Annotated in this window: 22 protein-coding genes; 10 read left to right on the top strand and 12 right to left on the bottom strand. The window is 58.6% G+C overall.

Annotated features, from left to right (window positions below; genetic code table 11):
* Positions 1 to 384 precede the first annotated feature (384 nt).
* Together ssuD and ACODS3_RS23615 are read left to right on the top strand one after the other, a co-directional pair.
* The gene (gene ssuD / locus ACODS3_RS23620; protein WP_201020475.1) at positions 385 to 1524 is read left to right on the top strand and encodes an FMNH2-dependent alkanesulfonate monooxygenase; all 1140 of its coding nucleotides are present in this window, start codon (positions 385 to 387) and stop codon (positions 1522 to 1524) included.
* Positions 1524 to 2630 (top strand): sigma-54 interaction domain-containing protein, encoded by a 1107-nt coding sequence (locus ACODS3_RS23615; RefSeq protein ID WP_201020476.1) that lies wholly within the window; start codon positions 1524 to 1526, stop codon positions 2628 to 2630. The genes ssuD and ACODS3_RS23615 overlap by 1 nt, the downstream gene beginning before the upstream one ends.
* Here ACODS3_RS23615 and ACODS3_RS23610 read toward each other — a convergent pair.
* Entirely contained in the window at positions 2619 to 4046 is a 1428-nt protein-coding gene (locus tag ACODS3_RS23610; RefSeq protein WP_489036537.1) for an FAD/NAD(P)-binding protein, read from the bottom strand. The two genes, ACODS3_RS23615 and ACODS3_RS23610, sit on opposite strands and share 12 nt — an antisense overlap.
* Positions 4047 to 4083: 37 nt before the next feature.
* Positions 4084 to 4653, bottom strand: a complete 570-nt coding sequence (locus tag ACODS3_RS23605) for a helix-turn-helix domain-containing protein (RefSeq protein WP_201020478.1) — start codon at positions 4651 to 4653, stop codon at positions 4084 to 4086.
* Between the two features lie 107 nt (positions 4654 to 4760).
* Between ACODS3_RS23605 and ACODS3_RS23600 the strand changes: the two genes are divergently transcribed.
* The 7 genes from ACODS3_RS23600 to ACODS3_RS23570 all read left to right on the top strand — a co-directional run bounded on the left by ACODS3_RS23600 (position 4761) and on the right by ACODS3_RS23570 (position 11931).
* Positions 4761 to 5687 carry a DMT family transporter gene (locus ACODS3_RS23600; RefSeq protein WP_304575860.1) on the top strand — a complete coding sequence of 309 codons (927 nt, stop codon included), beginning with the start codon at positions 4761 to 4763 and terminating at the stop codon, positions 5685 to 5687.
* 135 nt (positions 5688 to 5822) lie between these two features.
* Positions 5823 to 8765: a monovalent cation/H+ antiporter subunit A gene (locus tag ACODS3_RS23595; protein ID WP_489036535.1), complete on the top strand. Its 2943-nt coding sequence runs from the start codon at positions 5823 to 5825 to the stop codon at positions 8763 to 8765.
* Entirely contained in the window at positions 8765 to 9109 is a 345-nt protein-coding gene (locus tag ACODS3_RS23590) for a Na+/H+ antiporter subunit C (RefSeq protein ID WP_007251310.1), read from the top strand. The genes ACODS3_RS23595 and ACODS3_RS23590 overlap by 1 nt, the downstream gene beginning before the upstream one ends.
* Positions 9106 to 10791: a monovalent cation/H+ antiporter subunit D gene (locus ACODS3_RS23585; protein ID WP_201006685.1), complete on the top strand. Its 1686-nt coding sequence runs from the start codon at positions 9106 to 9108 to the stop codon at positions 10789 to 10791. The genes ACODS3_RS23590 and ACODS3_RS23585 overlap by 4 nt, the downstream gene beginning before the upstream one ends.
* A complete protein-coding gene (locus ACODS3_RS23580; protein WP_201020481.1) occupies positions 10788 to 11279 on the top strand; it encodes a Na+/H+ antiporter subunit E in 492 nt (163 codons plus the stop codon). Before ACODS3_RS23585 ends, ACODS3_RS23580 begins: the two co-directional genes overlap by 4 nt.
* Positions 11276 to 11554, top strand: a complete 279-nt coding sequence (locus ACODS3_RS23575) for a K+/H+ antiporter subunit F (RefSeq protein ID WP_025259419.1) — start codon at positions 11276 to 11278, stop codon at positions 11552 to 11554. The genes ACODS3_RS23580 and ACODS3_RS23575 overlap by 4 nt, the downstream gene beginning before the upstream one ends.
* The gene (locus ACODS3_RS23570) at positions 11551 to 11931 is read left to right on the top strand and encodes a Na+/H+ antiporter subunit G (protein WP_201006689.1); all 381 of its coding nucleotides are present in this window, start codon (positions 11551 to 11553) and stop codon (positions 11929 to 11931) included. Before ACODS3_RS23575 ends, ACODS3_RS23570 begins: the two co-directional genes overlap by 4 nt.
* Positions 11932 to 11990: 59 nt before the next feature.
* On the opposite strand, the gene ACODS3_RS23565 is transcribed toward ACODS3_RS23570, so the two are convergent.
* Positions 11991 to 12458: a hypothetical protein gene (locus ACODS3_RS23565; protein ID WP_201006691.1), complete on the bottom strand. Its 468-nt coding sequence runs from the start codon at positions 12456 to 12458 to the stop codon at positions 11991 to 11993.
* Positions 12459 to 12823: 365 nt separating this feature from the next.
* Here ACODS3_RS23565 and ACODS3_RS23560 point away from each other — a divergent pair, with 365 nt between their 5' ends.
* Positions 12824 to 13060, top strand: a complete 237-nt coding sequence (locus tag ACODS3_RS23560; RefSeq protein WP_201006693.1) for a DUF2789 domain-containing protein — start codon at positions 12824 to 12826, stop codon at positions 13058 to 13060.
* A 10-nt stretch (positions 13061 to 13070) separates the two neighbouring features.
* On the opposite strand, the gene ACODS3_RS23555 is transcribed toward ACODS3_RS23560, so the two are convergent.
* The 9 genes from ACODS3_RS23555 to ACODS3_RS23515 all read right to left on the bottom strand — a co-directional run bounded on the left by ACODS3_RS23555 (position 13071) and on the right by ACODS3_RS23515 (position 24657).
* The gene (locus ACODS3_RS23555) at positions 13071 to 14552 is read right to left on the bottom strand and encodes a T6SS phospholipase effector Tle1-like catalytic domain-containing protein (protein ID WP_201020482.1); all 1482 of its coding nucleotides are present in this window, start codon (positions 14550 to 14552) and stop codon (positions 13071 to 13073) included.
* A 329-nt stretch (positions 14553 to 14881) separates the two neighbouring features.
* Positions 14882 to 15286: a TraR/DksA family transcriptional regulator gene (locus ACODS3_RS23550; protein ID WP_025259414.1), complete on the bottom strand. Its 405-nt coding sequence runs from the start codon at positions 15284 to 15286 to the stop codon at positions 14882 to 14884.
* 280 nt (positions 15287 to 15566) lie between these two features.
* Positions 15567 to 16592 carry an ABC transporter permease gene (locus ACODS3_RS23545; RefSeq protein ID WP_201006697.1) on the bottom strand — a complete coding sequence of 342 codons (1026 nt, stop codon included), beginning with the start codon at positions 16590 to 16592 and terminating at the stop codon, positions 15567 to 15569.
* Positions 16593 to 16640: 48 nt separating this feature from the next.
* Positions 16641 to 18224 carry a sugar ABC transporter ATP-binding protein gene (locus tag ACODS3_RS23540; protein WP_304575863.1) on the bottom strand — a complete coding sequence of 528 codons (1584 nt, stop codon included), beginning with the start codon at positions 18222 to 18224 and terminating at the stop codon, positions 16641 to 16643.
* A 66-nt stretch (positions 18225 to 18290) separates the two neighbouring features.
* Positions 18291 to 19226 carry a sugar ABC transporter substrate-binding protein gene (locus ACODS3_RS23535; protein ID WP_201020484.1) on the bottom strand — a complete coding sequence of 312 codons (936 nt, stop codon included), beginning with the start codon at positions 19224 to 19226 and terminating at the stop codon, positions 18291 to 18293.
* A 483-nt stretch (positions 19227 to 19709) separates the two neighbouring features.
* A complete protein-coding gene (locus tag ACODS3_RS23530; RefSeq protein ID WP_201020485.1) occupies positions 19710 to 20726 on the bottom strand; it encodes a Gfo/Idh/MocA family protein in 1017 nt (338 codons plus the stop codon).
* A 41-nt stretch (positions 20727 to 20767) separates the two neighbouring features.
* Positions 20768 to 21778, bottom strand: coding sequence for a bifunctional inositol 2-dehydrogenase/D-chiro-inositol 1-dehydrogenase (iolG, locus tag ACODS3_RS23525; protein WP_304575865.1), 1011 nt, complete (start codon positions 21776 to 21778; stop codon positions 20768 to 20770).
* Between the two features lie 42 nt (positions 21779 to 21820).
* Positions 21821 to 23758 carry a 3D-(3,5/4)-trihydroxycyclohexane-1,2-dione acylhydrolase (decyclizing) gene (gene iolD / locus ACODS3_RS23520; RefSeq protein ID WP_304575866.1) on the bottom strand — a complete coding sequence of 646 codons (1938 nt, stop codon included), beginning with the start codon at positions 23756 to 23758 and terminating at the stop codon, positions 21821 to 21823.
* 71 nt (positions 23759 to 23829) lie between these two features.
* Positions 23830 to 24657, bottom strand: coding sequence for a TIM barrel protein (locus ACODS3_RS23515; protein ID WP_304575867.1), 828 nt, complete (start codon positions 24655 to 24657; stop codon positions 23830 to 23832).
* Positions 24658 to 24684: the final 27 nt, after the last annotated feature.

Genomic DNA, 24684 nt, shown 5'->3' with positions numbered 1-24684 from the left:
ACTCAGGAAGCTTCGCAGGCTTTTCAGGTCGTCGCTGCCTGGCCGTTTTGTCTGGCAACCGGAAATTGCCTTGGGTAGCCGGTGCTCTTGCCATTGCCTGTCTCCCGTTGCTTGTCGTTAAAAGTGACAGGGCTGCGCAGGCAAAAGTTTCGACTCAGTGACGGGCGTTGCAAGTCCGGGAAAACAGAGTGTCTGCCGCTGCCGATGCACGAAATCAACACCTATATTCATTCTTATTATAAAAGTATGGTTTTCCGTTCTTTTACGGAATAAATCGCAGCCTTTATAACTGGCACCACTCCCATGCTGTGAGCCAACTGTCTGCGAGGCAACAGTAGGTGCTGTTCAGCTATCAACACTGCCTGATCTTCCCAAGGAATTGTCATGAACGTTTTCTGGTTTCTTCCCACCCACGGCGATGGTCATTTTCTGGGTACGACCAAAGGCGCGCGCCCGGTCACGCTCAACTATCTGAAGCAGGTGGCCCAGGCCGCCGATGACCTGGGCTACTACGGTGTGTTGATTCCTACCGGCCGCTCCTGCGAAGACTCCTGGGTCATCGCTTCGGCGCTGGTGCCGCTGACGGAGCGTCTGAGATTTCTGGTGGCGATTCGTCCGGGAATCATTTCTCCGACGGTTTCGGCGCGTATGGCCGCGACGCTGGACAGACTCTCTGGTGGCCGCCTGCTGATCAACGTGGTCACCGGTGGCGATCCGGATGAAAACCGTGGCGATGGCAGCTTCCTCGATCACAGCGAACGCTATGAAGTCAGCGATGAGTTCCTGCAAATCTGGCGTCGTGTGCTGCAAGGCGAATCCGTGGATTTCGAGGGCAAGCATCTGCGCGTGCAGAACGCCAAGGCGCTGTACCCGCCGATCCAGCAACCTTACCCGCCGCTGTACTTCGGTGGTTCTTCCGACGCCGCCCATGATCTGGCCGCCGATCAGGTGGATGTCTATCTGACCTGGGGCGAACCGCCGGCCGCCGTGGCTGAAAAACTGGCCGATGTCCGCGAACGAGCTGCACGCAAGGGCCGCACCGTCAAGTTCGGCATCCGCCTGCATGTGATCGTGCGCGAAACCAGCGAAGAAGCCTGGAAAGCCGCCAGCACCCTGATCGAACATATCAGCGACGAAACCATCGCCGCCGCACAGAAATCGTTTTCCCGTTTCGACTCCGAAGGACAACGCCGCATGGCTGCCCTGCATGACGGACGCCGGGACAATCTGGAAATCGCGCCTAACCTGTGGGCCGGTGTCGGCCTGGTGCGTGGCGGTGCCGGTACGGCACTGGTGGGCAACCCGCAGGAAGTCGCGGAGCGCATCAAGGAATACGCGGACCTGGGCATCGAGAGCTTTATCTTCTCCGGCTACCCGCATCTGGAAGAAGCCTATCGTTTTGCCGAGCTGGTTTTCCCGCTGCTGCCCGAGCCTTACGCCAGCCTGGCGGGACGCGGCATTACCAACCTTACCGGCCCCTTTGGCGAAATGATCGCCAATGATCTGCCACCGCAGGCCAAGTGATGTCTGTGCAACTGCTGACCTTGCCGCCCTCGCCGGCTCTGGCGACCTCGATCCGGGCCACGGCTCAGGTTTTCGAGGACCCGAAATCCCGGGACTTGCTGGCACACGTGCAGCAAGTGGCGCCCAGCGATGCCAGTGTGCTGATCATCGGGGAAACCGGGACCGGCAAGGAACTGGTTGCGCGGCATCTTCACGAACTCAGTAACCGTCGCGACAAACCTTTCGTGGCGGTCAACTGCGGAGCCTTCTCCGAGTCCTTGATCGAGGCCGAGCTGTTCGGCCATGAGAAAGGTGCTTTTACCGGTGCCTTGAGCGCCAAGTCTGGATGGTTTGAAGAGGCCGATGGCGGCACGCTGTTTCTGGATGAAATCGGCGATCTGTCCATGCCGCTTCAGGTCAAGTTGCTGCGCGTGCTGCAGGAACGTGAAGTGGTGCGCCTGGGTTCGCGCAAGAGCATTCCCATCAATGTGCGAGTGTTGGCCGCTACCAACGTACAACTGGAGAAAGCCATCAATGCCGGGCATTTCCGGGAGGATCTGTATTACCGGCTGGACGTGGTCAATCTGGAGTTGAGCCCGTTGCGCGAGCGGCCGGGCGATATTCTGCCGCTGGCCCGGCACTTCATCGATATCTATAGCCAGCGCTTGAACTACGGCCCGGTGCGCATCAGCCCCGAAGCCGAGCTGAAGCTCAAGAGCTACAGTTGGCCGGGCAATATTCGTGAGCTGGAAAACGTTATCCATCACACCTTGCTGGTCTGCCGTAACGGCATTATCCAGCACGAAGACCTGCGCCTGTCGAACCTGAGGATCGAGCGTCAGGAAGAGACGTCAAGGAGCGAGGAATCGACTGAAGAACTGCTCATGCGCGCTTTTCAAAAGCTGTTTGAAGAACAGGCCGGCGCCCTGCACGAAAAAGTCGAAGATGCGCTGCTAAGAGCGGCCTACCGCTTCTGCCATCACAATCAGGTGCATACCGCCAACCTGCTGGGCCTGACCCGCAATGTCACACGGGCGCACTTGATCCGCATCGGCGAACTGGCCGTCAACAAGCGCCGCCCCGGTGAAAACCTGCAAGGCGAGCAGATGCTGCACCTATCGGTCTGAAGCCAGGGCGGTCAAACGCAAGGCCAGTGCCTTGGCCTGGATCGCCACGTCAGTGACCGCAGTACTTTCCCACCACATGCCCCGCAACGGCGGGCCCATGGCAAACAGACGCGGTGAAAAATGCCCTTGGGCATCACACACCGCGCCATCGGTATCGGCAGCAATCCCCAACGCCAGCGGCCCCGGCTGAATCAAGCCACGGGCCAGCAATTGCCGTGGCAAGGGACGGTCGACCCGACGCCAGTCGTATTCGATCCCGGTGGAGTTGATCAGGGCATCTCCCGACACCAGCGATGACTGGTCCTGGCCGCGGCGCCGGACCTGAATCTGTACCTGACCCGAAGGCTGGGTCTGCACGCCTTGCAGCGAAGCAGCCTCAATGGTCAATCGTCCCTGATGCACCAATTCAGCCAACAAGGCCGCACTCGGCGGCGGCGAGCGATGGTGATGGCTTTCCCACCATGGCCGCACATGCCTGACGAACTGCCGACGCTGGCGATCACTGGCCTGATTCCACAACCTGCCGATATTGGCACGCACTGTATCCAGCGGTGCCTGCCAGTCGATACCGCTTTCGATGGCCAGCTCACACTGCTCACGCACCTTGCGAAGCAACTGCCGGGTACTGCGAATGCTGTGATCCTGACCGAGAAAGTCTGGCCACTCCGGTGGCTGGCGACGCACATGGGGCAACAGGCCGTGGCGGGAAAACACCTTGATCGGGCCGCGATGCCCGGCCTGCTGCAAGGACACCAGCGCATCGACCATGGTGAGCCCGGAACCGATGATCAACACCGTGGCCTGAGGATCGAGCTGGCGCATGGTCTCGACATTCCATGGATCAAGCCCTGCAGCATTCAAACCACTGGACTGGCGTTGTGGCGTGCGCGCAGCGGCGTACATGCCCGTGGCCAGAACCGCATGACGGGCCTTCAACCCGCTTCCATCGGCCAGTGTGACGCTCACGCCCGACTCGTCTGTGAGCAGGTCGACCACTTCCCCGCGTATATGCTCGACACTGGAACCCTGGCCCTGGCCGATCACCTGAGCCTCTCGCAATCGTTGCTGTACATACAACCCGAACACACCTCGCGGCGGAAACAGCACCGGCACCGGAACCGACTGCTGCTGCGCCTCAGGCCAGCCGCCATCGGCCAGGTAGCGAGTCAGCCAGTGAGTCAGATCGTCGGGGTTATCGGGGTCGGCACTCATGCGGGCAGCGTTGCCATTGAGGGTATGCCCGGGCTCGGTGGCGCTGTAGGCCTCTCCCCTGCCCAGTTCGGTTCGAGGCTCGACGATCAGGATGCGCCGCATGCCGGGCTGACGCAGCAACTGGACCGCCAGCATGCTGCCACTCAAGCCTCCACCGATAATCAGGACATCGGCTATTGCAGGCTGGGTCTTGTCATCGCGCATCGAACATTGCCTCGGGCTGGTTGTATGAGGTCTGGATTTACAACACTACATTGCGAACAAAACGCAGGGTGACTTCACCCTCGTTACGATAACTGTGGGGCTGATTGCTGGGGAACATGAAGAACTCACCGGGCCCCACCTGATGCTGCCTGTCAGGCTCGGCAAAGCCAATGGTCAGATGCCCTTGCACGACATAGACCTGCTCGCTCCAACCTTCAGGGTCAGCCTCCGATGCGTAGATATCGCCGGGTGCCAGGCTGAACTCCCATAGCTCGACCTCACGCCGGGCAAGCGCCTTGGCCAATAACACCGCCTTGCTGCCGGGCAGGGTTCCGGCCCAGGCCAATTCGTTGATACGGCTGTGATCCGCCAGCTCGGGAGCCTGGATCAAGTCACTGAACGCGACCTCCAATGCCTCGGCCACACGGTCCAGAGTCGCAAGGCTGACGTTTTTCTCACCCGCCTCTATAGCCACCAGCATGCGGCGACTGACGCCGGACTTTTCCGCCAGAGCGCTCTGACTCAGCCCTGCCGTATTTCGCAGGCGGCGAACATTGTGGCTGACATGCTGCAGCACGGGCGCACGTTGGGAGTTTTCTTTGTGCACGATATTGCTCATTCGGACCCTTTGCGCATTATACTGCCCATCTTTTTGCGACGCATTGTGTGTCGCGTACCCCATAGCATGCAAGGCCTCAAGGCCTGGAAACCGTCATGAACACCATTAGCCGCATACCGCGCGTCAGCAAAGCAGAAGCGGTATTGATCCTGATTACTGTCCTGTGGGGCGGCACATTCCTGATGGTCCAGCATGCGCTCACCGTCAGCGGCCCGATGTTTTTCGTGGGGCTGCGCTTTGCTGCGGCGGCCGCCATCGTAGCGCTGTTCTCCATGAAAATAATGCGCGACCTGACCTTGCTTGAACTCAAGGCAGGCGTGTTCATCGGCACATCGATCATGCTCGGCTACGGGTTACAGACCATCGGCCTGCAGACCATTCCCAGCAGCCAGTCGGCATTCATCACCGCATTGTATGTCCCCTGCGTGCCGTTACTGCAATGGCTGATACTCGGACGCCGCCCCGGCCTGATGCCCAGCCTGGGAATTGCCCTGGCCTTTACCGGGCTGATCTTGCTGTCGGGGCCGGAAGGCGCATCGCTGCAATTCAGTCCCGGCGAGATTGCGACCATCATCAGCGCTGTGGCGATTTCTGCCGAGATCATCCTGATCGGTGCCTATGCCGGCAAGGTCGATGTGCGACGGGTCACCGTCGTGCAACTGGCAACCGCCTCGATACTGGCATTCCTGATGATCGTCCCTACCGGCGAAAGCCTGCCGGGCTTCTCCTGGCTACTGGTCATCAGCGCCGTAGGCCTGGGTGCGATGAGCGCAATCATTCAGGTTGCCATGAACTGGGCACAGAAAAGCGTCTCCCCGACCCGCGCCACCGTGATCTACGCCGGCGAACCGGTCTGGGCCGGCATTGCCGGACGGTTGGCGGGCGAACGTTTGCCGGGTATCGCACTGCTGGGCGCAGCACTGATCGTGGCTGGCGTGATCGTCAGTGAAATGAAAGCGCGGGCCAAGGTTCAGGAGCAGGAAGTGGATCAGGAAGAAGGCGTACGGAAGCTGGATCAATAACCTCCGATTCCACGCCCTGTCAGGCTCTCAGGTTTAAAACAGACACTTCTTGTAGGAAATTCCCGTAACCATGGGTTTGGAGATGCGACGTCTGGCACGTATGATGCTTGACATTTCCCTGCAGATTAGAAGCCTATGTCTCTGATAGTTCTACTGCTTCTGCCTTTCATCGGCAGCTGTCTGGCGGCTTTTTTGCCGCACAACGCACGCAACGCTGAATCCCTGCTCGCTGGCGTGATCGCCCTGATCGGTGCCGTGCAGGTTGCGTTGTGGTTCCCGCAGATCGCCGACGGCGGTGTGATTCGTGAAGAATATTTCTGGCTGCCCAGCCTGGGACTGAATTTCGTCCTGCGCATGGACGGGTTTGCCTGGATGTTTTCAATGATGGTGCTGGGCATTGGCACGCTGGTGTCTTTGTATGCGCGCTATTACATGTCACCGGACGATCCTGTTCCGCGCTTTTTTGCGTTTTTCCTGGCCTTCATGGGGGCGATGCTCGGGCTGGTGATCTCCGGCAACCTGATCCAGATCGTGTTTTTCTGGGAACTGACCAGCGTCTTTTCCTTCTTGTTGATCGGCTACTGGCACCACCGTACCGACGCCCGACGCGGGGCCTATATGGCACTGATGGTCACGGGTGCCGGCGGGCTGGCGTTGCTGGTCGGTGTCCTGATGCTGGGCCATGTGGTGGGCAGTTATGATCTGGACCGCGTGCTGGCCTCCGGCGACGCGATCCGTGCTCATGCGCTGTACCCGGTGCTATTGACCCTGATCCTGATCGGCGCGCTGAGCAAAAGCGCGCAGTTTCCGTTCCATTTCTGGCTGCCCCACGCCATGGCGGCACCGACGCCGGTCTCGGCTTATCTGCACTCGGCAACCATGGTCAAGGCCGGGGTGTTTCTGCTTGCCCGCCTGTGGCCTTCTTTGTCCGGCACCGAACAGTGGTTCTGGATCGTCAGCGGGGCCGGGGCCTGCACTCTGGTCCTCGGGGCCTACGCGGCGATTTTCCAGAATGACCTGAAAGGTCTGCTGGCCTACTCGACCATCAGCCATCTGGGCCTGATCACCTTGCTGCTGGGCCTCAATAGCCCGCTGGCGGCTGTCGCGGCGGTGTTCCACATCCTCAACCACGCCACCTTCAAGGCCTCATTGTTCATGGCCGCGGGGATCATCGACCATGAAAGCGGGACACGGGATATCCGGCGCCTCAGCGGGCTGATCAAGCTGATTCCCTACACCGCGACCCTGGCCATGGTGGCCAGTGCCTCCATGGCTGGAGTGCCGCTGCTCAACGGCTTCCTGTCCAAGGAAATGTTCTTTGCCGAAACCGTGTTCATTTCCGCCACAGCCTGGGTGGAAATGGCGCTGCCAATCGTCGCCACGCTTGCCGGGACCTTCAGCGTCGCCTATTCCCTGCGCTTTACGGTCGATGTGTTTTTCGGCCCGGCGGCAAAAGACCTTCCCCTGCTGCCCCACGAACCGCCTCGCTGGATGCGCGCACCGGTGGAGCTGCTGGTGATGACCTGTCTGGTGGTCGGTATTTTCCCGGCCCAATCGGTTGCGCCTCTGCTGGCTGCTGCCGCTCAACCGGTGGTGGGCGGTACGCTGCCCGAGTACAGCCTGGCGATCTGGCACGGCTGGAACGCACCAATGATCATGAGCCTGATCGCCATGGCCGGAGGGATTATCCTGTATCTGCTGCTGCGCAAGTCGTTCCGCCAGGAACGCTTTGTCGGCCCGCCACTGGTATCGCGCCTCAACGGCAAGCTGTTTTTCGAGCGCTGCCAGGTGATTCTGATGCATTGGGCTCGCCGTTTTGAGCGTCAGGCCAGCACCCGTCGCTTGCAGCCCCAATTGTTCCTGCTGGTCCTGACGGCGGCCGTGTTTGGCTTTATCCCGATGTATTTCAGCGGCCTGACCTGGGGCGATCGGCCGAAGATTCCGGGCTCCGGAGTGTTTGTCACGTTATGGCTGATCGCGATTGCCTGCGCCCTCGGGGCCGCATGGCAAGGCAAGTATCACCGTCTGGCCGCCTTGATCATGGTCAGCGTGTGCGGCCTGATGACCTGTATCACCTTTGTCTGGTTCTCGGCCCCGGATCTGGCGCTGACCCAGCTTGTGGTCGAAGTGGTCACCACCGTGCTGATCCTGCTGGGTCTGCGCTGGCTGCCACGACGTAACGAAGATGTTGCTCCACCCGTCAGCACGCGCCTCAGCGCCCGCACCCGGCGCATTCGTGACTTGACGCTGTCCGCGCTGGTGGGTGTCGGCATGGCCTTGCTGTCCTATGCCATGCTGACCCGCCAGACGCCCAACACGATTTCTTCGTTCTACCTCAGCCGGGCCTTGCCCGAAGGTGGCGGCACCAACGTGGTCAACGTGATGCTGGTGGACTTCCGGGGCTTCGACACCTTCGGCGAGATCACGGTTCTGGCTGCCGTGGCCCTGACGGTATTCGCCTTGCTGCGTCGCTTCCGTCCGCCGAAGGAAAGTATCGCCCTGCCCGCCCAGCAGCGTCTGCTGGCCCGCGATGTGGTCACGGATCTGATCAACCCGCGCAGCGCGAGCGATACAGCCCTGGGTTTCATGATGGTGCCTGCGGTGCTGGTGCGTCTGTTGCTGCCTGTCGCGTTCATGGTCTCGATGTACTTGTTCATGCGCGGTCACAACCAGCCGGGCGGCGGATTCGTCGCCGGTCTGGTGATGTCGGTGGCGTTCATCCTGCAATACATGGTTGCCGGAACCCAGTGGGTCGAGGCTCAGATGAGTCTGCGCCCTCTGCGCTGGATGGGCACAGGCCTGCTGTGCGCCATCACTACCGGGCTGGTTTCCATTGCGCTGGGTTATCCGTTCATGACCACCCATACCGCCCACCTGGACTTGCCGATACTGGGTGATATCCATTTCGCCAGCGCCTTGTTCTTCGATGTAGGCGTCTATGCCGTCGTAGTGGGTTCGACCCTGCTGATCCTCACCGCTCTGGCTCACCAGTCGGTGCGCAGCCATCGGCCGACTCAATTGCCGAAACCGATTGCCAGCCCTGCTGGCGAATCCGCGACTACACAAGGAGCCGTCTGATGGAAGAAGTCATCGCAGTCGCCATTGGCGTTCTCGCTGCATCCGGTGTCTGGCTGATCCTGCGCCCGCGTACCTTCCAGGTGGTGATGGGGTTGTGCCTGCTGTCCTATGGCGTGAACCTGTTCATTTTCAGCATGGGCAGCCTGTTCATCGGCAAGGAGCCCATCATCAAGGACGGCATCCCTCAGGATCTGCTCAATTACACCGACCCCTTGCCTCAGGCACTGGTACTGACCGCAATCGTCATCAGCTTTGCCATGACCGCGCTGTTTCTGGTCGTGCTGCTGGCGTCCCGCGGGCTGACCGGGACTGACCATGTGGATGGCAGGGAGCCCAAGGCATGAACTGGATGAACCAACTGATCGTTGCCCCCATCCTGCTGCCACTGATGACCGCCGGGCTGATGCTCTGGCTGGGCGAAAAGCACCGGCCACTCAAGGGCCGTATCAACCTGCTGTCGAGCATGCTGGGGCTGGGGATTTCCATCACCTTGCTGTTGTGGGTCCAGCAAAGCGGCACCATGGGTTCGATCGGGGTTTACCTGCCGGGCAACTGGGAGGTGCCGTTCGGTATCGTGCTGGTGGTGGATCACCTGTCGGCAATGATGCTTGTGCTGACCGGCATCATTGCCGTGTGTGCCCTGCTGTTCGCGCTGGCACGCTGGGACCGGGCAGGAGCCAGTTTCCACGCCTTGTTCCAGATTCAGTTGATGGGCCTGTATGGCGCCTTCCTGACGGCGGATCTGTTCAACCTGTTCGTGTTCTTCGAGGTACTTCTTGCGGCGTCCTATGGCTTGATGCTGCACGGCTCAGGACGCGCCCGGGTGTCGGCGGGCCTGCATTACATCTCGATCAACCTGCTGGCCTCGTCGCTGTTCCTGATTGGCGCCGCACTGATCTACGGCGTGACCGGCACCCTGAATCTGGCGGATCTGGCGATCAAGATCCCGCAGGTGCCGGAATCCGACCTTGGCCTGCTGCATGCCGGCGCGGCAATCCTGGCCACCGCCTTCCTGGCCAAGGCCGGCATGTGGCCACTGAACTTCTGGCTGGTGCCTGCCTACTCGGCGGCCAGTGCGCCGGTTGCGGCCATGTTCGCAATCATGACCAAGGTCGGCATCTACACCCTGCTGCGCCTGTGGACGCTGCTGTTTTCCGAACAGGCCGGGCCTTCGGCATTCTTCGGCGGTGACTGGCTGATCTACGGCGGCATTGCAACCATCGTCACCGCAGCAGTGGCAATCATCGCCGCCCAACGCCTGGAGCGTATGGCCAGCCTGAGCATTCTGGTTTCGGCCGGCATCCTGCTCGCAGCCATCGGCTTCGCCCAGCCCAGCCTGACGGCTGGCGCGCTGTTCTATCTGGTCAGCTCGACCCTGGCGCTGAGTGCGATGTTCCTGCTGGGTGAACTGATCGAGCGCTCGCGTTCATCCAATGAAATCGCGCTTGAGGATGATGCAGACCAGTTGCCACGCAATATGGAATCGCTGAACCCGCCGCGGGGCACCAATCTGGATGACGAACAGAAAGCCGTGGTCGGCCAGGTCATCCCCATGACCATGGCCTTTCTGGGCCTGAGCTTCGTGGCCTGCGCTCTGCTGATTATCGGCATGCCGCCACTTTCGGGTTTCATCGGCAAGCTGACCCTGCTCAGCGCCCTGCTCAATCCATTGGGGCTGGATGTGGCAAAGGACGAGGCGATATCCACTCAAAGCTGGATATTCATCAGCTTGCTGATCTTCTCGGGCCTGGCTTCGCTGATTGCCTTTTCCCGCCTCGGCATCCAGCGTTTCTGGACTCCACTGGAAACGCCTTCGCCCTTGCTGCGCCGCAATGAATGCCTGCCCATCGTGATTCTGCTGGGCCTGTGCATTGCGTTGACGATCAAGGCTGAACCACTGCTGCGCTACACACAGGACACAGCAGCGGCCCTGCATAATCCCACGCAGTATGTGCAATCGGTCATGGCGACACGTCCGGTGCCAGGCCCGGTCAGCACACAAGCCGTCTCGCAGGTGCAACCATGACAAAGTACTTTTTCCCCGCCCCGTGGTTTTCCCTGGCGCTCTGGGTACTGTGGCTGGTGCTGAATCTGTCGATCAGCCCCGGCACCGTGCTGCTGGGGGCCGTATTCGGGTTCCTGGCTCCGCTGCTCATGGCGCCTCTGCGACCGACTCCGGTACGCATTCGCAAACCCGGCACGATCCTGAAGTTTTTCCTGCGGGTGGGCTACGACACAGTAATCTCGAACCTGCAGATATTCATGTCGGTCTGGAACCTGAAACGCCGCCCGCCACGCTCGGCGTTCGTCAAGGTGCCATTGGACCTGCGCGACCCCAGCGGCCTTGCCGCACTGGCGATGGTCACGACTGTGGTGCCCGGCACCGTCTGGTCGGAACTGGCGCTGGACCGCAGCATTCTGCTGATGCATGTGTTCGATCTGGAAGATGAAGCTCAATTCATCGAGCACTTCAAGACAGCTTATGAGCGTCCCTTGATGGAGATTTTCGAATGACTGCACTGCTCGACAATGCCATTCTGCTCAGCCTGCTCATCTTTGCCCTGGCGATGGTGATTACCCTGATTCGTCTGTTCAGGGGGCCGTCGGCACAGGATCGCGTACTGGCTCTGGATTACCTGTACGTCATTGCCATGCTGATGATGCTGGTGCTGGGCATACGCTATGCCAGCGACACCTATTTCGAGGCAGCCCTGCTGATCGCCCTGTTCGGTTTCGTCGGCTCCTTTGCCCTGGCCAAATTCCTGTTGCGCGGAGAGGTGATCGAATGAATTCGCTACAGACCCTTCCCTTCTGGGTGCAGGTCATTACCTCGTTACTGCTGGTTACCAGCAGTGTGTTCGCCTTGACCGGCGCCTTGGGCCTGTTGCGCCTGAAGACCTTTTTTCAGCGTATGCACCCACCGGCCCTGGCCTCCACGCTGGGAGCCTGGCTCGTTGCACTGGCTTCGATCATTTATTTCTCGGCACTGAAATCAGGACCGGTGATTCACGCCTGGCTGATTCCAGTCCTGCTGTCGATCACCGTGCCGGTCACCACGCTGCTGCTGGCCCGTACCGGACTGTTCCGCAAGCGCATGGCGGGGGATAACGATGTTCCGCCGGAAGTCAGTGGCGATCGTCCCGCACGAGACTCAGTGGAAAACTGAAACGTCATTGATCACTTCGCGGGCGGCCCTGCTCGCGAAGACTCACACCCAGGCTTTCGTCACTCGCTGGCCTTGAAGGTCAGCTCACCCTTGCGCCACTTGGCAGCCTTGCCGATGGCCGCTTTCAGGGGCTTGCTCAAACCACCCTGCAATTGTTCATTGGCCGCAAAGACCATGAACACGCCATGACCTTCCTTGAAGACAATCCCGTGGCCTTCGGGAATATCGACATAGGCGTAATCGCCCAGCCCGTAGACGGTGAATTTGATATCACGGAACTTCAATTCGAACTTTCCACCCTCACGACTGGGCAGGACCGAGGCGCGAAAATGGTCGCCCACCTTGAGTTCAAGGCGCGGCTTGTCATCGACTACCAGCGCTGTTTCGGTATCGATTTCAGACATGTAGATGCCATCGGGCGACTGCTCGGTGACATAGACAAAACGTGACTGGAACTGCTTGACCAACTGCGCACGTAGATCACCGAGCACAAACAGAGAATGGGTATCCAGGTTACTTACAGCCAATGTACAAATCCTCGAACATGAAAATAAAGCTGCCTGACAAAGCCAGGACAGTCAAAAAATAAGCATCCATACAAGCCGCTGGAGCGGCTGAAATACCTGCTGACACGCACTGAAACTGCGAGCGATGATTCCATGGTCGCCACCCTGCCGGGCAGGCTGGAGGCGGATTCTACCGACAGACAACGCCAGCGGCATATATACCTTTTGTACAGAGAGATATCAGGGGCAGGAAAAGTGGCGCCATTGGGCACGCGAGACAGAACATTAGCATCTGTCGCAGGATCAATAAAAGGTTCGTCGAACTCTTGTCCATCCTCGGCACTCCGATGAAGGACAAAGCCCCCCTCTGTAGCCAAGGAGATGACATGGAACTGCCAACCCACTCGCTGCCCAACCTGTTCTCCCAACTGGGCCTCGACTCGGATGAGGATAGCATCCAGAACTTCATTGCCAACCACTCGCTGCCTGACAACGTGAAACTAATCGACGCCGAATTCTGGACACCCCAACAGGCCCGATTCCTGAAGGAAGAGCTTCGCGAAGATGCCGACTGGGCTCCTGTGGTCGACGAACTGAATGTGTTGCTGCACAAGAGCCCATGACACCTGCACGTCAATGCCGGTATCCAGCCTGATTCGTATTGGGATACCGGACACGCCCTCCCGGCTCTGGCGCATGCACGAATACGGCATCACTGAAGCTGCCGACCCGGCCTATGATCGCATTCCAGTGAGCCGAGTGATGAATGTAGCGCCAGCGCAGCAGGCGCTCTTCCTGCTCGTCCAGGGTGTAGGCCCCCCCACGGGCATAGCTGATCAACTTGCGGCAGACACCTTCGAGTTCTGGAGCGAGTCGCAGCTCTGCAGTGTCGGGAACCGGCTCGAACGGCACGCCTTCGTCACAGGCCAGCGCATGCATGACCCGCAGATAAACCCGCGACAAATGCCCGAACACCTGGCGACGTAAACAGGCAGCAGCCACCACCGTCTTGAGCCCGAAAGCGGCAGTATGCGCACGACCATAGGTTTCGCAACACTCCACCTGCAACGAGGCCTGGCGGTCCAGAGGGTCGATCCACTGTCCGGCATCCAGCGCCTGCAAGTCTTGCTGCGCCTGTAACCAGGCAGTGCTCGACTCACAGGAGGTGTCCTGGCAGAGCATGCTCATGCGGGGCCGGGTCAACAGCAGTTTTTCTTCCATCTGTGGATGATAACCACCGCCAATATCGGCATGGGCTCCCGGCAGCACGATCTCCCGGCTCCAGTCAGGGGCGATGCTGTTGAGCGCAAAGTTGCGTCGTGACTCATCACGCGCCACCAGATGCAGTACCTGCTGGGCACAGCCCGGTGGCAAATACAGATTGACCCGGTTGCTGGCAGAGTCTCGGACATTGTAGAAATCCCGGAAGCTGCCAATGGCGGCCACTGTATCGAACAGGCCGATAACCTTGAGCCTCACACTGCCACTCTCCCAGCCGAAATCCGCACTCAAGGGAACCTTGCGACTTGCCAGGACCGGCTCAAGCGCCCCCTGAGCCTGCTTCAGGACCTCGTTGATGAAATGCCGGGCCGAGGCCGCGCCGCGACTGAAACCGAAGATATCCAGCTCAAGGGCTTCAATGACACAACCGGGATTATCGAGCGTAAACGCCTTGAGACGGGAACCAAGCTTTTTGATTGCATGCTCGGCCTTGGCGGTAACGCCTGTCGTACCACGGCCAAAACTTTGCCCCGGCCAAAGAGAATCACCGGCTCCGGAAGTTGTTCCCGCGCCACTGATATAAACGGGCCAATAAGCTTTCAACCCCTGCCCATCGTTCCTGGCCACATATTGATGGCGATAAAGTGCAACCAGGCGGGCGATATTACTCAGATCGTTGCTATAACTGCTATTGGGGTCGGTGTGCCTGCCCGAACATTCGACAATGTGTTTATGGGCATTGACCTCCATCATGGCCCGACAGTCAGCCCCTATCTGGCTATTGACGCGATTATTGCCTGTACCATCGAAGAAAAGGCCTGCACGCACCGTAACACGTAGCACTGCCGTGTCAGAAACCGCAGCCCCCTTATTAACCGTCCATGTATTTTTCATCTTCCATCCATCCGTAGAAAACAACCATTTCGTATGACTGCCATTTAATGATTTTCAATACAATTGATTAAATAGCTTGCTCAGCAACACGAAACAGTCAAGCAACGGAGAGATTTACAGAGCGATCCTACAAACTGGATCAGTACTACTCTAAATAAACAATAAATAAATACCGCAACAAACAAGAAAAATAAAATCTACAAAATAAACATAGAAGTTTTAAACCACTGATCAACTCTCTTTCGTGATCCTCATAAATTACAGGCGCAAGAAAACAGGGAGGCTAAAATAGCCTCCCGGTCTGGTGACACCTCACTCCAGCCTGTGAATCAGGCCTGGCGCTGGTGCTTGTCGATCTGCTCGTGGCGCTCTTGCGCCTCGATGCAATATTTGGTCGTCGGGCTGATCAGCAGGCGCTTGAGGCCAATAGGCTCACCGCTGTCGTCGCACCAGCCAAAGGTGTCATCGGCAATGCGCGACAAGGCCATTTCCAGCTGGGGCAGCATACGCTGATCACGGTCGATGACATTGACCAGCCAATGACGCTCTTCTTCTACCGAAGCAGCATCAGCAGGGTCGGCCGGGGTGTCCAGGCTCTCGATAGCAATGCGGCTTTGCTCGATACGCTCGTGGATTTCAACCTTCATGGCCTGCAACAGCTCGACGAAGAAAGCATGCTGTTCAGCATTCATGTAGTCATCGGCCGGCATGGCCAGCAACTTTTCCTTTGTCATTTATTTCTCTATAAAAAAACGTGCATTGAGGAGCGGCTCAACGTTGCCGTAAAAGCGCCATGATCTCCAAGCGCCACCAGGCACTCAATTTACGAGGGGCGGCAGTCTAAGGCCGGCTTGGCCCGTCGGCAATACAAATGAAGGGTTTTTGTACCACAACTGCATGGATTGCCCCTGAAATCCAGCCTTGAAACCCGCCTGAGAGCCTCTGACTCTGCTTTGAGGATTCAGTTCAAGCACAAAAGGGCCTCAACAGGCCCTTTGCGCTACACATCCACGATCAGCGCTTGGCTTTACGCTTGTTGCGATATTGATCGATTACCACCGCAACCACAATGATCAGGCCCTTGATGATGTCCTGAACATAGGCATCCACGCCGACAAAGGTGAACCCGCTGGCCATGACGCCCAGGATCAGCGCGCCGATGACGGTGCCGGTAATGCGCCCGACGCCACCGGCCAGGCTGGTACCGCCGATCACGGCTGCGGCAATGGCATCCAGTTCATAGGACATGCCCATCCCCGCCTGCCCTGTCGCCGCCCGTGCCGAAGCCACGACACCGGCAAGCCCCGCCAGCAGACCGGCAATGCTGTAGACGATGACCAGATGACGCTTGACGTTGATACCCGAGGTGCGTGCCGCCTGCATGTTGCCGCCGATGGCATAGGTGTACTTGCCGTACTTGGTGTAGCGCAGGGCTATGTGAAAGATCACAGCGACGACCAGGAAGATAATAACCGGCATCGCTCCCTGGCCAATGGCGGTATAGGAATCCGAAAGCATGCTGACCGGCTGGCCTTCGGTGTAGAAACGCGCCAGCCCGCGGGCAGACACCATCATGCCCAGTGTGGCAATGAAGGGCGGGATCCCGGTGATGGCAATGATGCTGCCGTTGATCGCCCCGGCCAGCAATCCGACACCCAGCCCAACGACCACCGGTATCCAGACCGGCAGGTCAGTGAGCGAGGGAAAGACTGCGCGGGAAAAATCCGATGTCTGCGCCAGACTGGCAGCAATCATCGCCGACAAGGCCAGCACCGAGCCGGACGAAAGATCGATACCGGTGGTGATGATGACCTGAGTGACGCCGATGGCCAGCAGACCGATGATGGAGACTTGCAGAATCATCAGGACCAGTCGCTGGGAGTTGAGCAGGAAGCTCTGGTCACGAACGATCCAGCCAAACAACTCGAAGATCAGCCCGATGCCGATCAGCACCAGGAAAATACTCAGTTCGGTAGGCAGCCGCCGTTTGCTCTTGGTCGGCGCCAGGGCCGGTTTGTTTTGCAAGATCGCGTTGCTCATTTTGATTACCCTCTTGTTCTTCTTCTGCGCGAGCCCGGCCAGGCGAACTCAGTGAACCAAATGGCCGGAAGCCAGATGCATGACTTTTTCCTGGGTAGCCTCACTTCGGTCGAGGATGCCCATCATTTCGCCTTCATGCATGACCATGACCCGGTCACTCATACCCAGCACTTCGGGCAACTCGGAGGAAATCATGATGACAGCCATGCCTTCGCCAGCCAGGAAAGAAATCAGGCGATAGATTTCTGCCTTGGCCCCCACATCGATGCCACGGGTCGGCTCATCGAGAATCAGGATTCTGGGGTTGGTCATCAGCCAGCGCGCCAGCAATGCCTTCTGCTGATTGCCGCCTGAAAGCGTATCGATGCACTGTTCCAGAGAAGGCGTCTTGACGCGCAGCTTCTTGCACATGTCTTCACACAGCGCTCGCAGAGCCTTCTGCTGGACGAAACCATTGCCGGCGTAGTTGGCCAGAACGGCCATTTCCATGTTTTCCATGACCGACAGGCAGGGAAACAGACCAGTAAGCTTGCGATCCTCGGTCAGTAACGCGAAGCCTTTTTCAATGGCCTGATGCGGATCGGTAATACGCACCGGAACACCATCAAGCTGTATTTCGCCGCCCTGGCTGGGTGAGATACCGAACAGGGTTTCGGCCACATTGGTCCTGCCGGAGCCCATCAGCCCGGCGATGCCGAGAATTTCGCCGGCATGCAGGTCAAAGGACACGCCCTGGAATACACCGTCCAGACTCAGGTCACGTACCGACAGCAGCAGGTCGCCAATCGGCTTTTCACGCTCGGGAAAGAGCTGGGTCAGTTCGCGCCCGACCATCATCGAGATCAGGCTGTCGCCGTCCATGCTTTCGGCGCGTTGCAGGCCGATATAGGCACCGTCCCGGAACACCGCCACTTCATCGGCAATTTCAAACACCTCACTCATCTTGTGGGTGATGTAAATGATGCCTTTGCCCTGGGCCCGCAAGTCGGCAATGATCGAAAACAGGTGGGCGACTTCCGTCTCGGTAATGGCAGACGTCGGCTCGTCCATGATGAGGATGTCGGAGTCATAGGAAACCGCCTTGGCAATCTCCACCATCTGCCGCTCGGCAATGCTCAGGTTGCCGACCAGCTCCTGCGGGTCGAGCTTGATGCGCAAGCGCTCCAGCAGATCGGCGGTGCAGCGGTACATTTCCCGGTGATCGACCATGTGCAGGCTGTTGAGTTGTTCGCGGCCGATCCAGATATTCTCGGCAATGCTCATGAATGGCATCAGGTTCAATTCCTGATGGATCATCGCGATACCCGCCTGCAAGGCGGCCAGAGGTGTATCGAAGCGGATAGGATTGCCCCGCAGGCGTATCTCGCCGGCGTCGGGTTGATAGATCCCGGCAATGATTTTCATCAGGGTCGACTTGCCGGCACCATTCTCGCCCATCAAGGCCAGCACAGTGCCGGGACGTACCCGTAACTGCACATCATTGAGAGCGATGACGCCCGGAAAGCCCTTGCTGATATTGCTGATTTCCAACAGATAAGGGGATGGAACGTCAGTGGCGACACGATCATCGACACGGGCAGCGGACGGCGTATCGCGCTGGACATGGCGGGTAGCAGTAGCGGAACCGAACATGATCACAAACTCCTCAAGCAACAAGCTGTGGGAGGGGTACGCTGCAAGCCCTCCCTGGCATGTTCACTATTTTGATTTGAAGGTATCGACGTTTTCAGGCGTGATGAGGCGATACGGAATCAAAATGGCCTGCGGCTCGACCTTTTCCTTTTTGGCCAGCTTCACAGAGGCATTGATCGCGCCAATGGCCTGCTCCTTGGCATCCTGAAAGACAGATACCGCCAGATCGCCCCGTTTCACGGCATTCAGGCCATCGGGCGTACCGTCCACACCGGCGACAAGTACACTGCCTGATTTGACGCCAGCCTGTTTCAGGGCCATGGCGGCACCAATCGCCATTTCGTCGTTATTGGCCAGCACCGCGTTGAATGCCCTGCCCTGGGTGATCCAGTCGTTGGTCAGGTCCATACCTTTCTGACGCAACCAGATGCCGGTCTGCTCCTGATCGATCTTGATGTCGGGGTACTTGCTCAGCACCTCTTTGATGCCTTTGGTGCGGTTCTGCGTCGAGTTGTTGGCCAGATCCCCCAGCAGAATCATGACGTTGCCCTTGCCGCCCAGTTTTTCGGCGATGTATTGCATTTGCATCCGGCCCGCCTCGATGTCATCGGAGGTCACGGTAGCGACGCCTTCGGGCAACTTGGGATCATCAGGACGGCGATTGACGTACACCAGTGGAATGCCGGCCGCCGTGGCAGATTTTGTGATGCGGGCGGTAGCTGCCGTATCCACGGGGTTTACGATCAGAGCGTCGACTTTCTTGCCGATGAGCTCCTGAACCTGATCGATCTGCTTGTTTACGTCTGCACGGGCATCGACGAACTGCAGCTTTACATCATCAGGCAGGGTCTTGGCGTGGGCGCCCATGTCTTCACGCAGATAGGTCAGCCAGGTGTCATCGAACTGCGACATGGCAACGCCGATCTTGATATCGGCCAATGCAGTGCCACTGCCCAGCATCAAGGCCAAAGCCAGCGAAGTGAAACGAATCTTGGTCTTCATAAAGGTCTGTCTCCAAATTCTTGTTGTTGTTCAGACTTGGTAACGACGTAGCGAAGAGCTGGGTTACTTCGGCAGGCGAATACCTGTAGCGCCGGGTATGCAGAACAGTTGCGCATCCTTGTGCTGGACGCACATGCCGCGTGCGACGAGCGTAAGAAATCGCTCCATGACAGAGATCCAGAATGACGAGGGGGCAGAACGCTTGGCCTTTAGGCCTCGGGTAGGGGTTTTCATCGACGGTACCTATCTTTGTCTTGTTTTTGTTTGCTTGTTCCCTGTGACCTTCAGACGGATCTGACAACACAGGTGATTCGATAGTCGGCAACCTGAAAACGACTTTATTGGAAAATATTTTCCAATTCAACTCATTTTAGAATTTTATTCTATTTTTTATTTCAACCTCTCCAAATGTCGATTGCAGCAAGCCCCGGCTCTCTCCAGAGAGAACCAGGGCTTGTATGTGTTCACGCAAAAACAGGTTACTTACAAGGCAATCACTCGCCCTTCCTTCGCACTCAAGCGTGCCGCGTCCAGCACAACGGCCGTAGCGACTGCATCGTCAGCATCCACAGGATTGCGACCGTTTGCGTCAATGGAATCCTGCAACTGTCGATAGAATTCAAGCCAGCACCCCTGCTCCGAAGGAACCCGCTCACGGTGATCACCCTGCTCGAACCAGCCCCAGCGTCGATGCTCCTCGACGCCCCAGCGCTCGCCTTCGGAACTTGGCGTCAGGCCCGCCAGCGCGGCCTCCTCCTGGCCGTCCAGGCCTTCGACGCTGTAGCAACCCTGCGTACCGCTGACCCTGAAGCGCGGCCGCGGAGTGTTTTGCAGGCAACTGCCGGTCAGGTGCGAAACGACACCGTTGGCATGGATCAGGGAAATGAAAAAGGCGTGGTCCGGTGCATCGGGTGCGGAAAACTGCAATTCGGCATATACCCGGCTGGCCGGGCCGAACAGCACCAGTGCCTGATCTACCAGATGACTGCCAAGGTCACGCAGCAGACCGCCACCGCTGGTCTTGCCCACGGACCGTGGTGAATAGCGTTCGATGCTGGACTCAAAAAGACTGATGGAGCCGAGCACGTCGTTATCGATCAGCTTGCGCACTGTCAGAAAGTCCGAGTCCCAGCGCCGGTTCTGATAGACACTGAGCTGCACGCCCCGCCGCTTTGCCGCGTCTACAAACTCACGGGCCTGGGCAGCGTCATCGGAAAAGGGTTTGTCACTGACGACATTCACGCCCAACTCGATGGCTTCCAGTATCAGGGCGCGTCGGGAAGCCAGCGGCGTGGATATCACCACAGCATCGACACCGGCTGCGACCAGATCGGCCAGAGTATCGAAGGTCGCGACATCGGGATGATCGTTGGTCACTTCCTGCCGCCGCTCGGGTGAGCGGGTAACGACCCCCACAAATGTTGCACCGGGCAAACTCGAGAGCAGCGTTGCATGAAAATAACGCCCGCCCTTTCCATAGCCCACCAATCCTATTCGCATGAAGTTCTCCTTTTATTGTTGTTATCTCTAACAACACTTTTTCAGCCGTAGAACTCGGGACGAGCGGCCAGGGTCACCGGCACGATTGCCCCACTGCGCTGCGCCTCGACGCAGGCGTCGGCGGTCACGGCAGCGGCATAGCCATCCCAGGCTGAAGGCCCACCGACTTTACCGGCATTTACACCATCGATGAAAGCCTGCAATTCGACATCATAGGCCGCGATAAAACGATCCTTCCAATCCATCAGGATGGCATTCGACAGCTTGGCTTCGCTGCGCAACTGCACTTGCGAAGGCTCCGGCAGCCTGGCAATGCCTCTCTCGCCCACCACTTCACACTGGATGTCATAACCGTACTGGCAGTTGACGAAGACCTCGACGTCGATGCGGGTTCCCCTGGCGGTTTCCAGCAGCACGATCTGCGGGTCCTTCAGGTGCGCCAGCGCCTTGGAGGACTTGCGCGGGAATACCACTTGCACCGAAACGTAATCATCGTCGAGCAACCAGCGCAGCACGTCGATCTCGTGGATCAGGGTGTCGGTGATTGCCATGTCAGTCTTGTAGTTCTCGCCCACGGTCGGGTTACGGTGGGCACAGTGCAACATCAATGGCTCGCCGATCCGGCCGCTGTCGATCACCGACTTCAGGGCACGGTAGCCTTCGTCATAAGGACGCATGAAGCCCACTTGCACCAGACGTTTGCCGAACGCGATTTCAGCATCGACGATACGACGACAACCTTCTGCGGTGACCGCCAGGGGCTTTTCGCAGAACACTGGCTTGCCTGCGGCAATCGCCGCCAGCACGAATTCTTCATGGGTCGGCCCCCATGAGGTCACCAGAATGGCCTCGACATCGGGCGCAGCGATCAACGCATGACCGTCGGCATAGACCTCGGCGGTGATATCCAGTTCACGAACCACATTTGCCGCCTGTTCGAGATTGATATCGGTGACAGCCACCACCTGACTGCCCAGCAGGGTCTTGCTGCAACGCCGGATGTGATCACGACCGATTGCGCCAGTACCGATTACGCCTAATTTCAAAGCCATTGCAGTGCTCCTGTTGAATGTGTTCCGAATGAATAACCGCAATCAATATTGACGGGCCTTGGCCAGTTCCTTGTTGAGCTTTTCGTACACTTGCGCAGTGGTGCCGGTAGTGGATACCTCGGCCACGCCTACCCGCCACCAGGACAGGTAGTTATGGATCATGGTCTTGGGCAGAACCTTGATATCGATCAGGGTCGAAACCGTCTGCCGTTGCGCATCCGCCAGGGCCTCACGCAGTTGCTCAAGGGTGCTGACCTTGTAGGTCTTGCAGCCATAGGCCGCAGCGCTCATGGCAAAGTCCACCGGTACGAAGCCACCGTCGAGCAGACCGGTTTCCGGGTTACGGAAGCGGAACTCAGTGCCGAAGCTGTTCATGCCGTTGCCCATTTGCAGGTTGTTGATGCAACCGAAAGTCATGTTGTCCAGCAGCACGATATTGATCTTGCGCCGCTCCTGAACCGAGGTCGCCAGCTCCGAGTGCAGCATCATGTAGGAGCCGTCTCCCACCAGTGCGAAGACTTCCCGCTGCGGCGCGGCCAGTTTGACGCCCAGTGCCGCATTGACCTCGTAGCCCATGCAGGAATACCCGTACTCGACGTGATAGGTATCGACTCCGGTACTGCGCCAGGCCCGCTGCAAGTCGCCCGGCAGGCTGCCTGCGGCTGCAACGATGATCGCGTCTTCGGGCAGGCTGTGATTGAGCACGCCCAGCACAGCGCTCTGGGTCAGGCAGGAACCGGTCAGCTCGATGAATTCGCGCAGTACGGCCGGGTCCATGTGGTCATTGATTTCAGGAGTGAAATCCTGGGTCTGATATTCGGCGGCATAAATGCGGTCGACTTCAGCATCCAGCTCGGCCCTGGCACGTTTGGGGGCGTCGCCCCAGGCTGCGTGGTAGTCGCTGGCCTGCAAATCCTGATGCAGGGCCTGCAAGGCTTCTCTGGCATCTGCCAGCACCTGCACACCATCCAGTTTCTGCACGTCAAAGGCACCGACATTGAGGTTGAGAAACTGCACGTCCGGATTCTGGAACAGCCATTTCGACGCGGTGGTGAAGTCGCTGTAGCGCGTGCCGACGCCAATGATCAGATCCGCTTCCTTGGCCAACTGGTTGGCGGCCAGGGTTCCGGTTTCACCGATGCCACCCATGTTCAGCGGGTGCGCCGAAATAATCGCGCTCTTGCCTGCCTGGGTTTCTGCAAAAGGAATTGCAAAACGTTCGGCAAATGCCTGCAAAGCCTGGGCAGCACCGGAGTAACGCACTCCGCCGCCACAGATCAGCAAAGGCTTGCGCTTGCCCTTGAGCAACGCCAGCGCGTCATCGAGCATGGCCCGGCTTGGCGGACGGCGGTCGATACGGTGTACACGTTTCTGCAGGAAGCTGTCAGGGTAATCGTAGGCTTCGGCCTGTACATCCTGAGGCAAGGCCAGGGTCACGGCGCCGGTCTCGGCCGGATCGGTCAGCACCCGCATGGCACTGAGCGCAGCACTCATCAATTGCTCAGGGCGATTGATGCGATCCCAGTATTTGCTGACGGCCTTGAAGGCATCGTTGGTGCTGATGCTCAGGTCGTGGAATTGTTCGATCTGTTGCAGCACCGGGTCAGGCTGACGACTGGCATAGACATCGCCCGGCAGTAACAGCAAGGGAATACGGTTGGCAGAGGCGGTTGCGGCGGCGGTCAGCATATTGGCAGCGCCTGGACCGACCGAAGAAGTGCAGGCGTAAATCTTGCGCCGTAGATGCTGTTTGGCAAAACCGATGGCGGCATGGCACATGCCCTGCTCGTTACGGCCTTGATGAACAACCAGATCGCCGCTGTCCTGCTCCAGCGCCTGTCCGATCCCCAGCACGTTTCCATGGCCGAAGATCGTGAAAACCCCGGCGACGAACTTGCTCTGTACGCCATCGACTTCGACGTACTGGTTATCCAGAAACTTCACCAGGGCCTGGGCCATGGTCAATCGGGTTGTACTCATGCTCGCACCTTTGTTCTTGTGGTTGTCTCTTCGCGAATGAATTCGCTCCTACAGGTTGTGTGGGAGCGGATTTATCCGCGAAGGCAGCATTGGGACAGATGGCTCATGCTCTGCTGGATTGCCTGGGGAATGTTGTCCAGGGCATGAACACTTTCGGCAAACGGCTCGAAGGACAGATGCCCCTTGTAGCCACCGGCCAATAACCGTTCGATCTGCCCGGCGTTGCCCAGGATGTCCGCATCGCCCACCAGAACCCGATGGCCATCGCGAATGCTGTTGAGGGGGGCCTGAGCATCTTCGACACCCGAGATATGCACCAGGCCGGTCATTTCGGGAAACAGCTCCACTTCACCCGCCAGATGATGATGGAAGGTGTCATGTACCAGACGGAACACATCCAGCCCGCCAATCGCCCTGATCGCATCCACCGCCTGACGCTTGAAGCGCAGCGCACATTCCTCAAAGCCCAGAGGCTCGACGAAACCGAGGATCCCGTGTTCGCGCAGGATCGGCGCCAGCTCGCTCAAGGCCGTGCGCAGGCCTGTCGCACGCTGTACGGCATTGCGCGTATCGGTGCGGTCGTTGAGCGGGCACATCACCAAGGCTTCGGCGCCACAATCGCGGGCATATTGCGCCAGCTTCGTGGCCTGGGCGCGGCGTTCGTCATTCCACACATCGAACGGATACAAGGCATTGATCGACAAAACACGCACGCCTCTGGAGGCGCATAGTTCGCGAACGGTCTGCGGCGACGTACCGTCTTCGATCTCGATGCCTTTGAGATCGTTGCGGATCTCGATTGCATCGGCCCCCAGTTTCACTGCCAGATCGACGAAATCCGGCAGTGACAAGCGTGGGGCGACCATACGATTCAGGGCAAAACGCAGAGGGTGGCTCATTGTTATTGTTCTCCACAATCCATTGTC

Source organism: Pseudomonas sp. FG43 (assembly GCF_057809175.1).
The sequence above is the reverse complement of the archived record's forward strand: the minus strand, read 5'-3'. Positions and strand labels throughout refer to the sequence as shown.

Bases quoted from the DNA above. Each gene is read 5' to 3' on its own strand.
- ssuD (WP_201020475.1), top strand. From the start codon at position 385: ATGAACGTTTTCTGGTTTCTTCCCACCCACGGCGATGGTCATTTTCTG.
- ACODS3_RS23615 (WP_201020476.1), top strand. From the start codon at position 1,524: ATGTCTGTGCAACTGCTGACCTTGCCGCCCTCGCCGGCTCTGGCGACC.
- ACODS3_RS23610 (WP_489036537.1), bottom strand. From the start codon at position 4,046: ATGCGCGATGACAAGACCCAGCCTGCAATAGCCGATGTCCTGATTATC.
- ACODS3_RS23600 (WP_304575860.1), top strand. From the start codon at position 4,761: ATGAACACCATTAGCCGCATACCGCGCGTCAGCAAAGCAGAAGCGGTA.
- ACODS3_RS23595 (WP_489036535.1), top strand. From the start codon at position 5,823: ATGTCTCTGATAGTTCTACTGCTTCTGCCTTTCATCGGCAGCTGTCTG.
- ACODS3_RS23590 (WP_007251310.1), top strand. From the start codon at position 8,765: ATGGAAGAAGTCATCGCAGTCGCCATTGGCGTTCTCGCTGCATCCGGT.
- ACODS3_RS23585 (WP_201006685.1), top strand. From the start codon at position 9,106: ATGAACTGGATGAACCAACTGATCGTTGCCCCCATCCTGCTGCCACTG.
- ACODS3_RS23580 (WP_201020481.1), top strand. From the start codon at position 10,788: ATGACAAAGTACTTTTTCCCCGCCCCGTGGTTTTCCCTGGCGCTCTGG.
- ACODS3_RS23575 (WP_025259419.1), top strand. From the start codon at position 11,276: ATGACTGCACTGCTCGACAATGCCATTCTGCTCAGCCTGCTCATCTTT.
- ACODS3_RS23570 (WP_201006689.1), top strand. From the start codon at position 11,551: ATGAATTCGCTACAGACCCTTCCCTTCTGGGTGCAGGTCATTACCTCG.
- ACODS3_RS23560 (WP_201006693.1), top strand. From the start codon at position 12,824: ATGGAACTGCCAACCCACTCGCTGCCCAACCTGTTCTCCCAACTGGGC.
- ACODS3_RS23555 (WP_201020482.1), bottom strand. From the start codon at position 14,552: ATGAAAAATACATGGACGGTTAATAAGGGGGCTGCGGTTTCTGACACG.
- ACODS3_RS23550 (WP_025259414.1), bottom strand. From the start codon at position 15,286: ATGACAAAGGAAAAGTTGCTGGCCATGCCGGCCGATGACTACATGAAT.
- ACODS3_RS23545 (WP_201006697.1), bottom strand. From the start codon at position 16,592: ATGAGCAACGCGATCTTGCAAAACAAACCGGCCCTGGCGCCGACCAAG.
- ACODS3_RS23540 (WP_304575863.1), bottom strand. From the start codon at position 18,224: ATGTTCGGTTCCGCTACTGCTACCCGCCATGTCCAGCGCGATACGCCG.
- ACODS3_RS23535 (WP_201020484.1), bottom strand. From the start codon at position 19,226: ATGAAGACCAAGATTCGTTTCACTTCGCTGGCTTTGGCCTTGATGCTG.
- ACODS3_RS23530 (WP_201020485.1), bottom strand. From the start codon at position 20,726: ATGCGAATAGGATTGGTGGGCTATGGAAAGGGCGGGCGTTATTTTCAT.
- iolG (WP_304575865.1), bottom strand. From the start codon at position 21,778: ATGGCTTTGAAATTAGGCGTAATCGGTACTGGCGCAATCGGTCGTGAT.
- iolD (WP_304575866.1), bottom strand. From the start codon at position 23,758: ATGAGTACAACCCGATTGACCATGGCCCAGGCCCTGGTGAAGTTTCTG.
- ACODS3_RS23515 (WP_304575867.1), bottom strand. From the start codon at position 24,657: ATGAGCCACCCTCTGCGTTTTGCCCTGAATCGTATGGTCGCCCCACGC.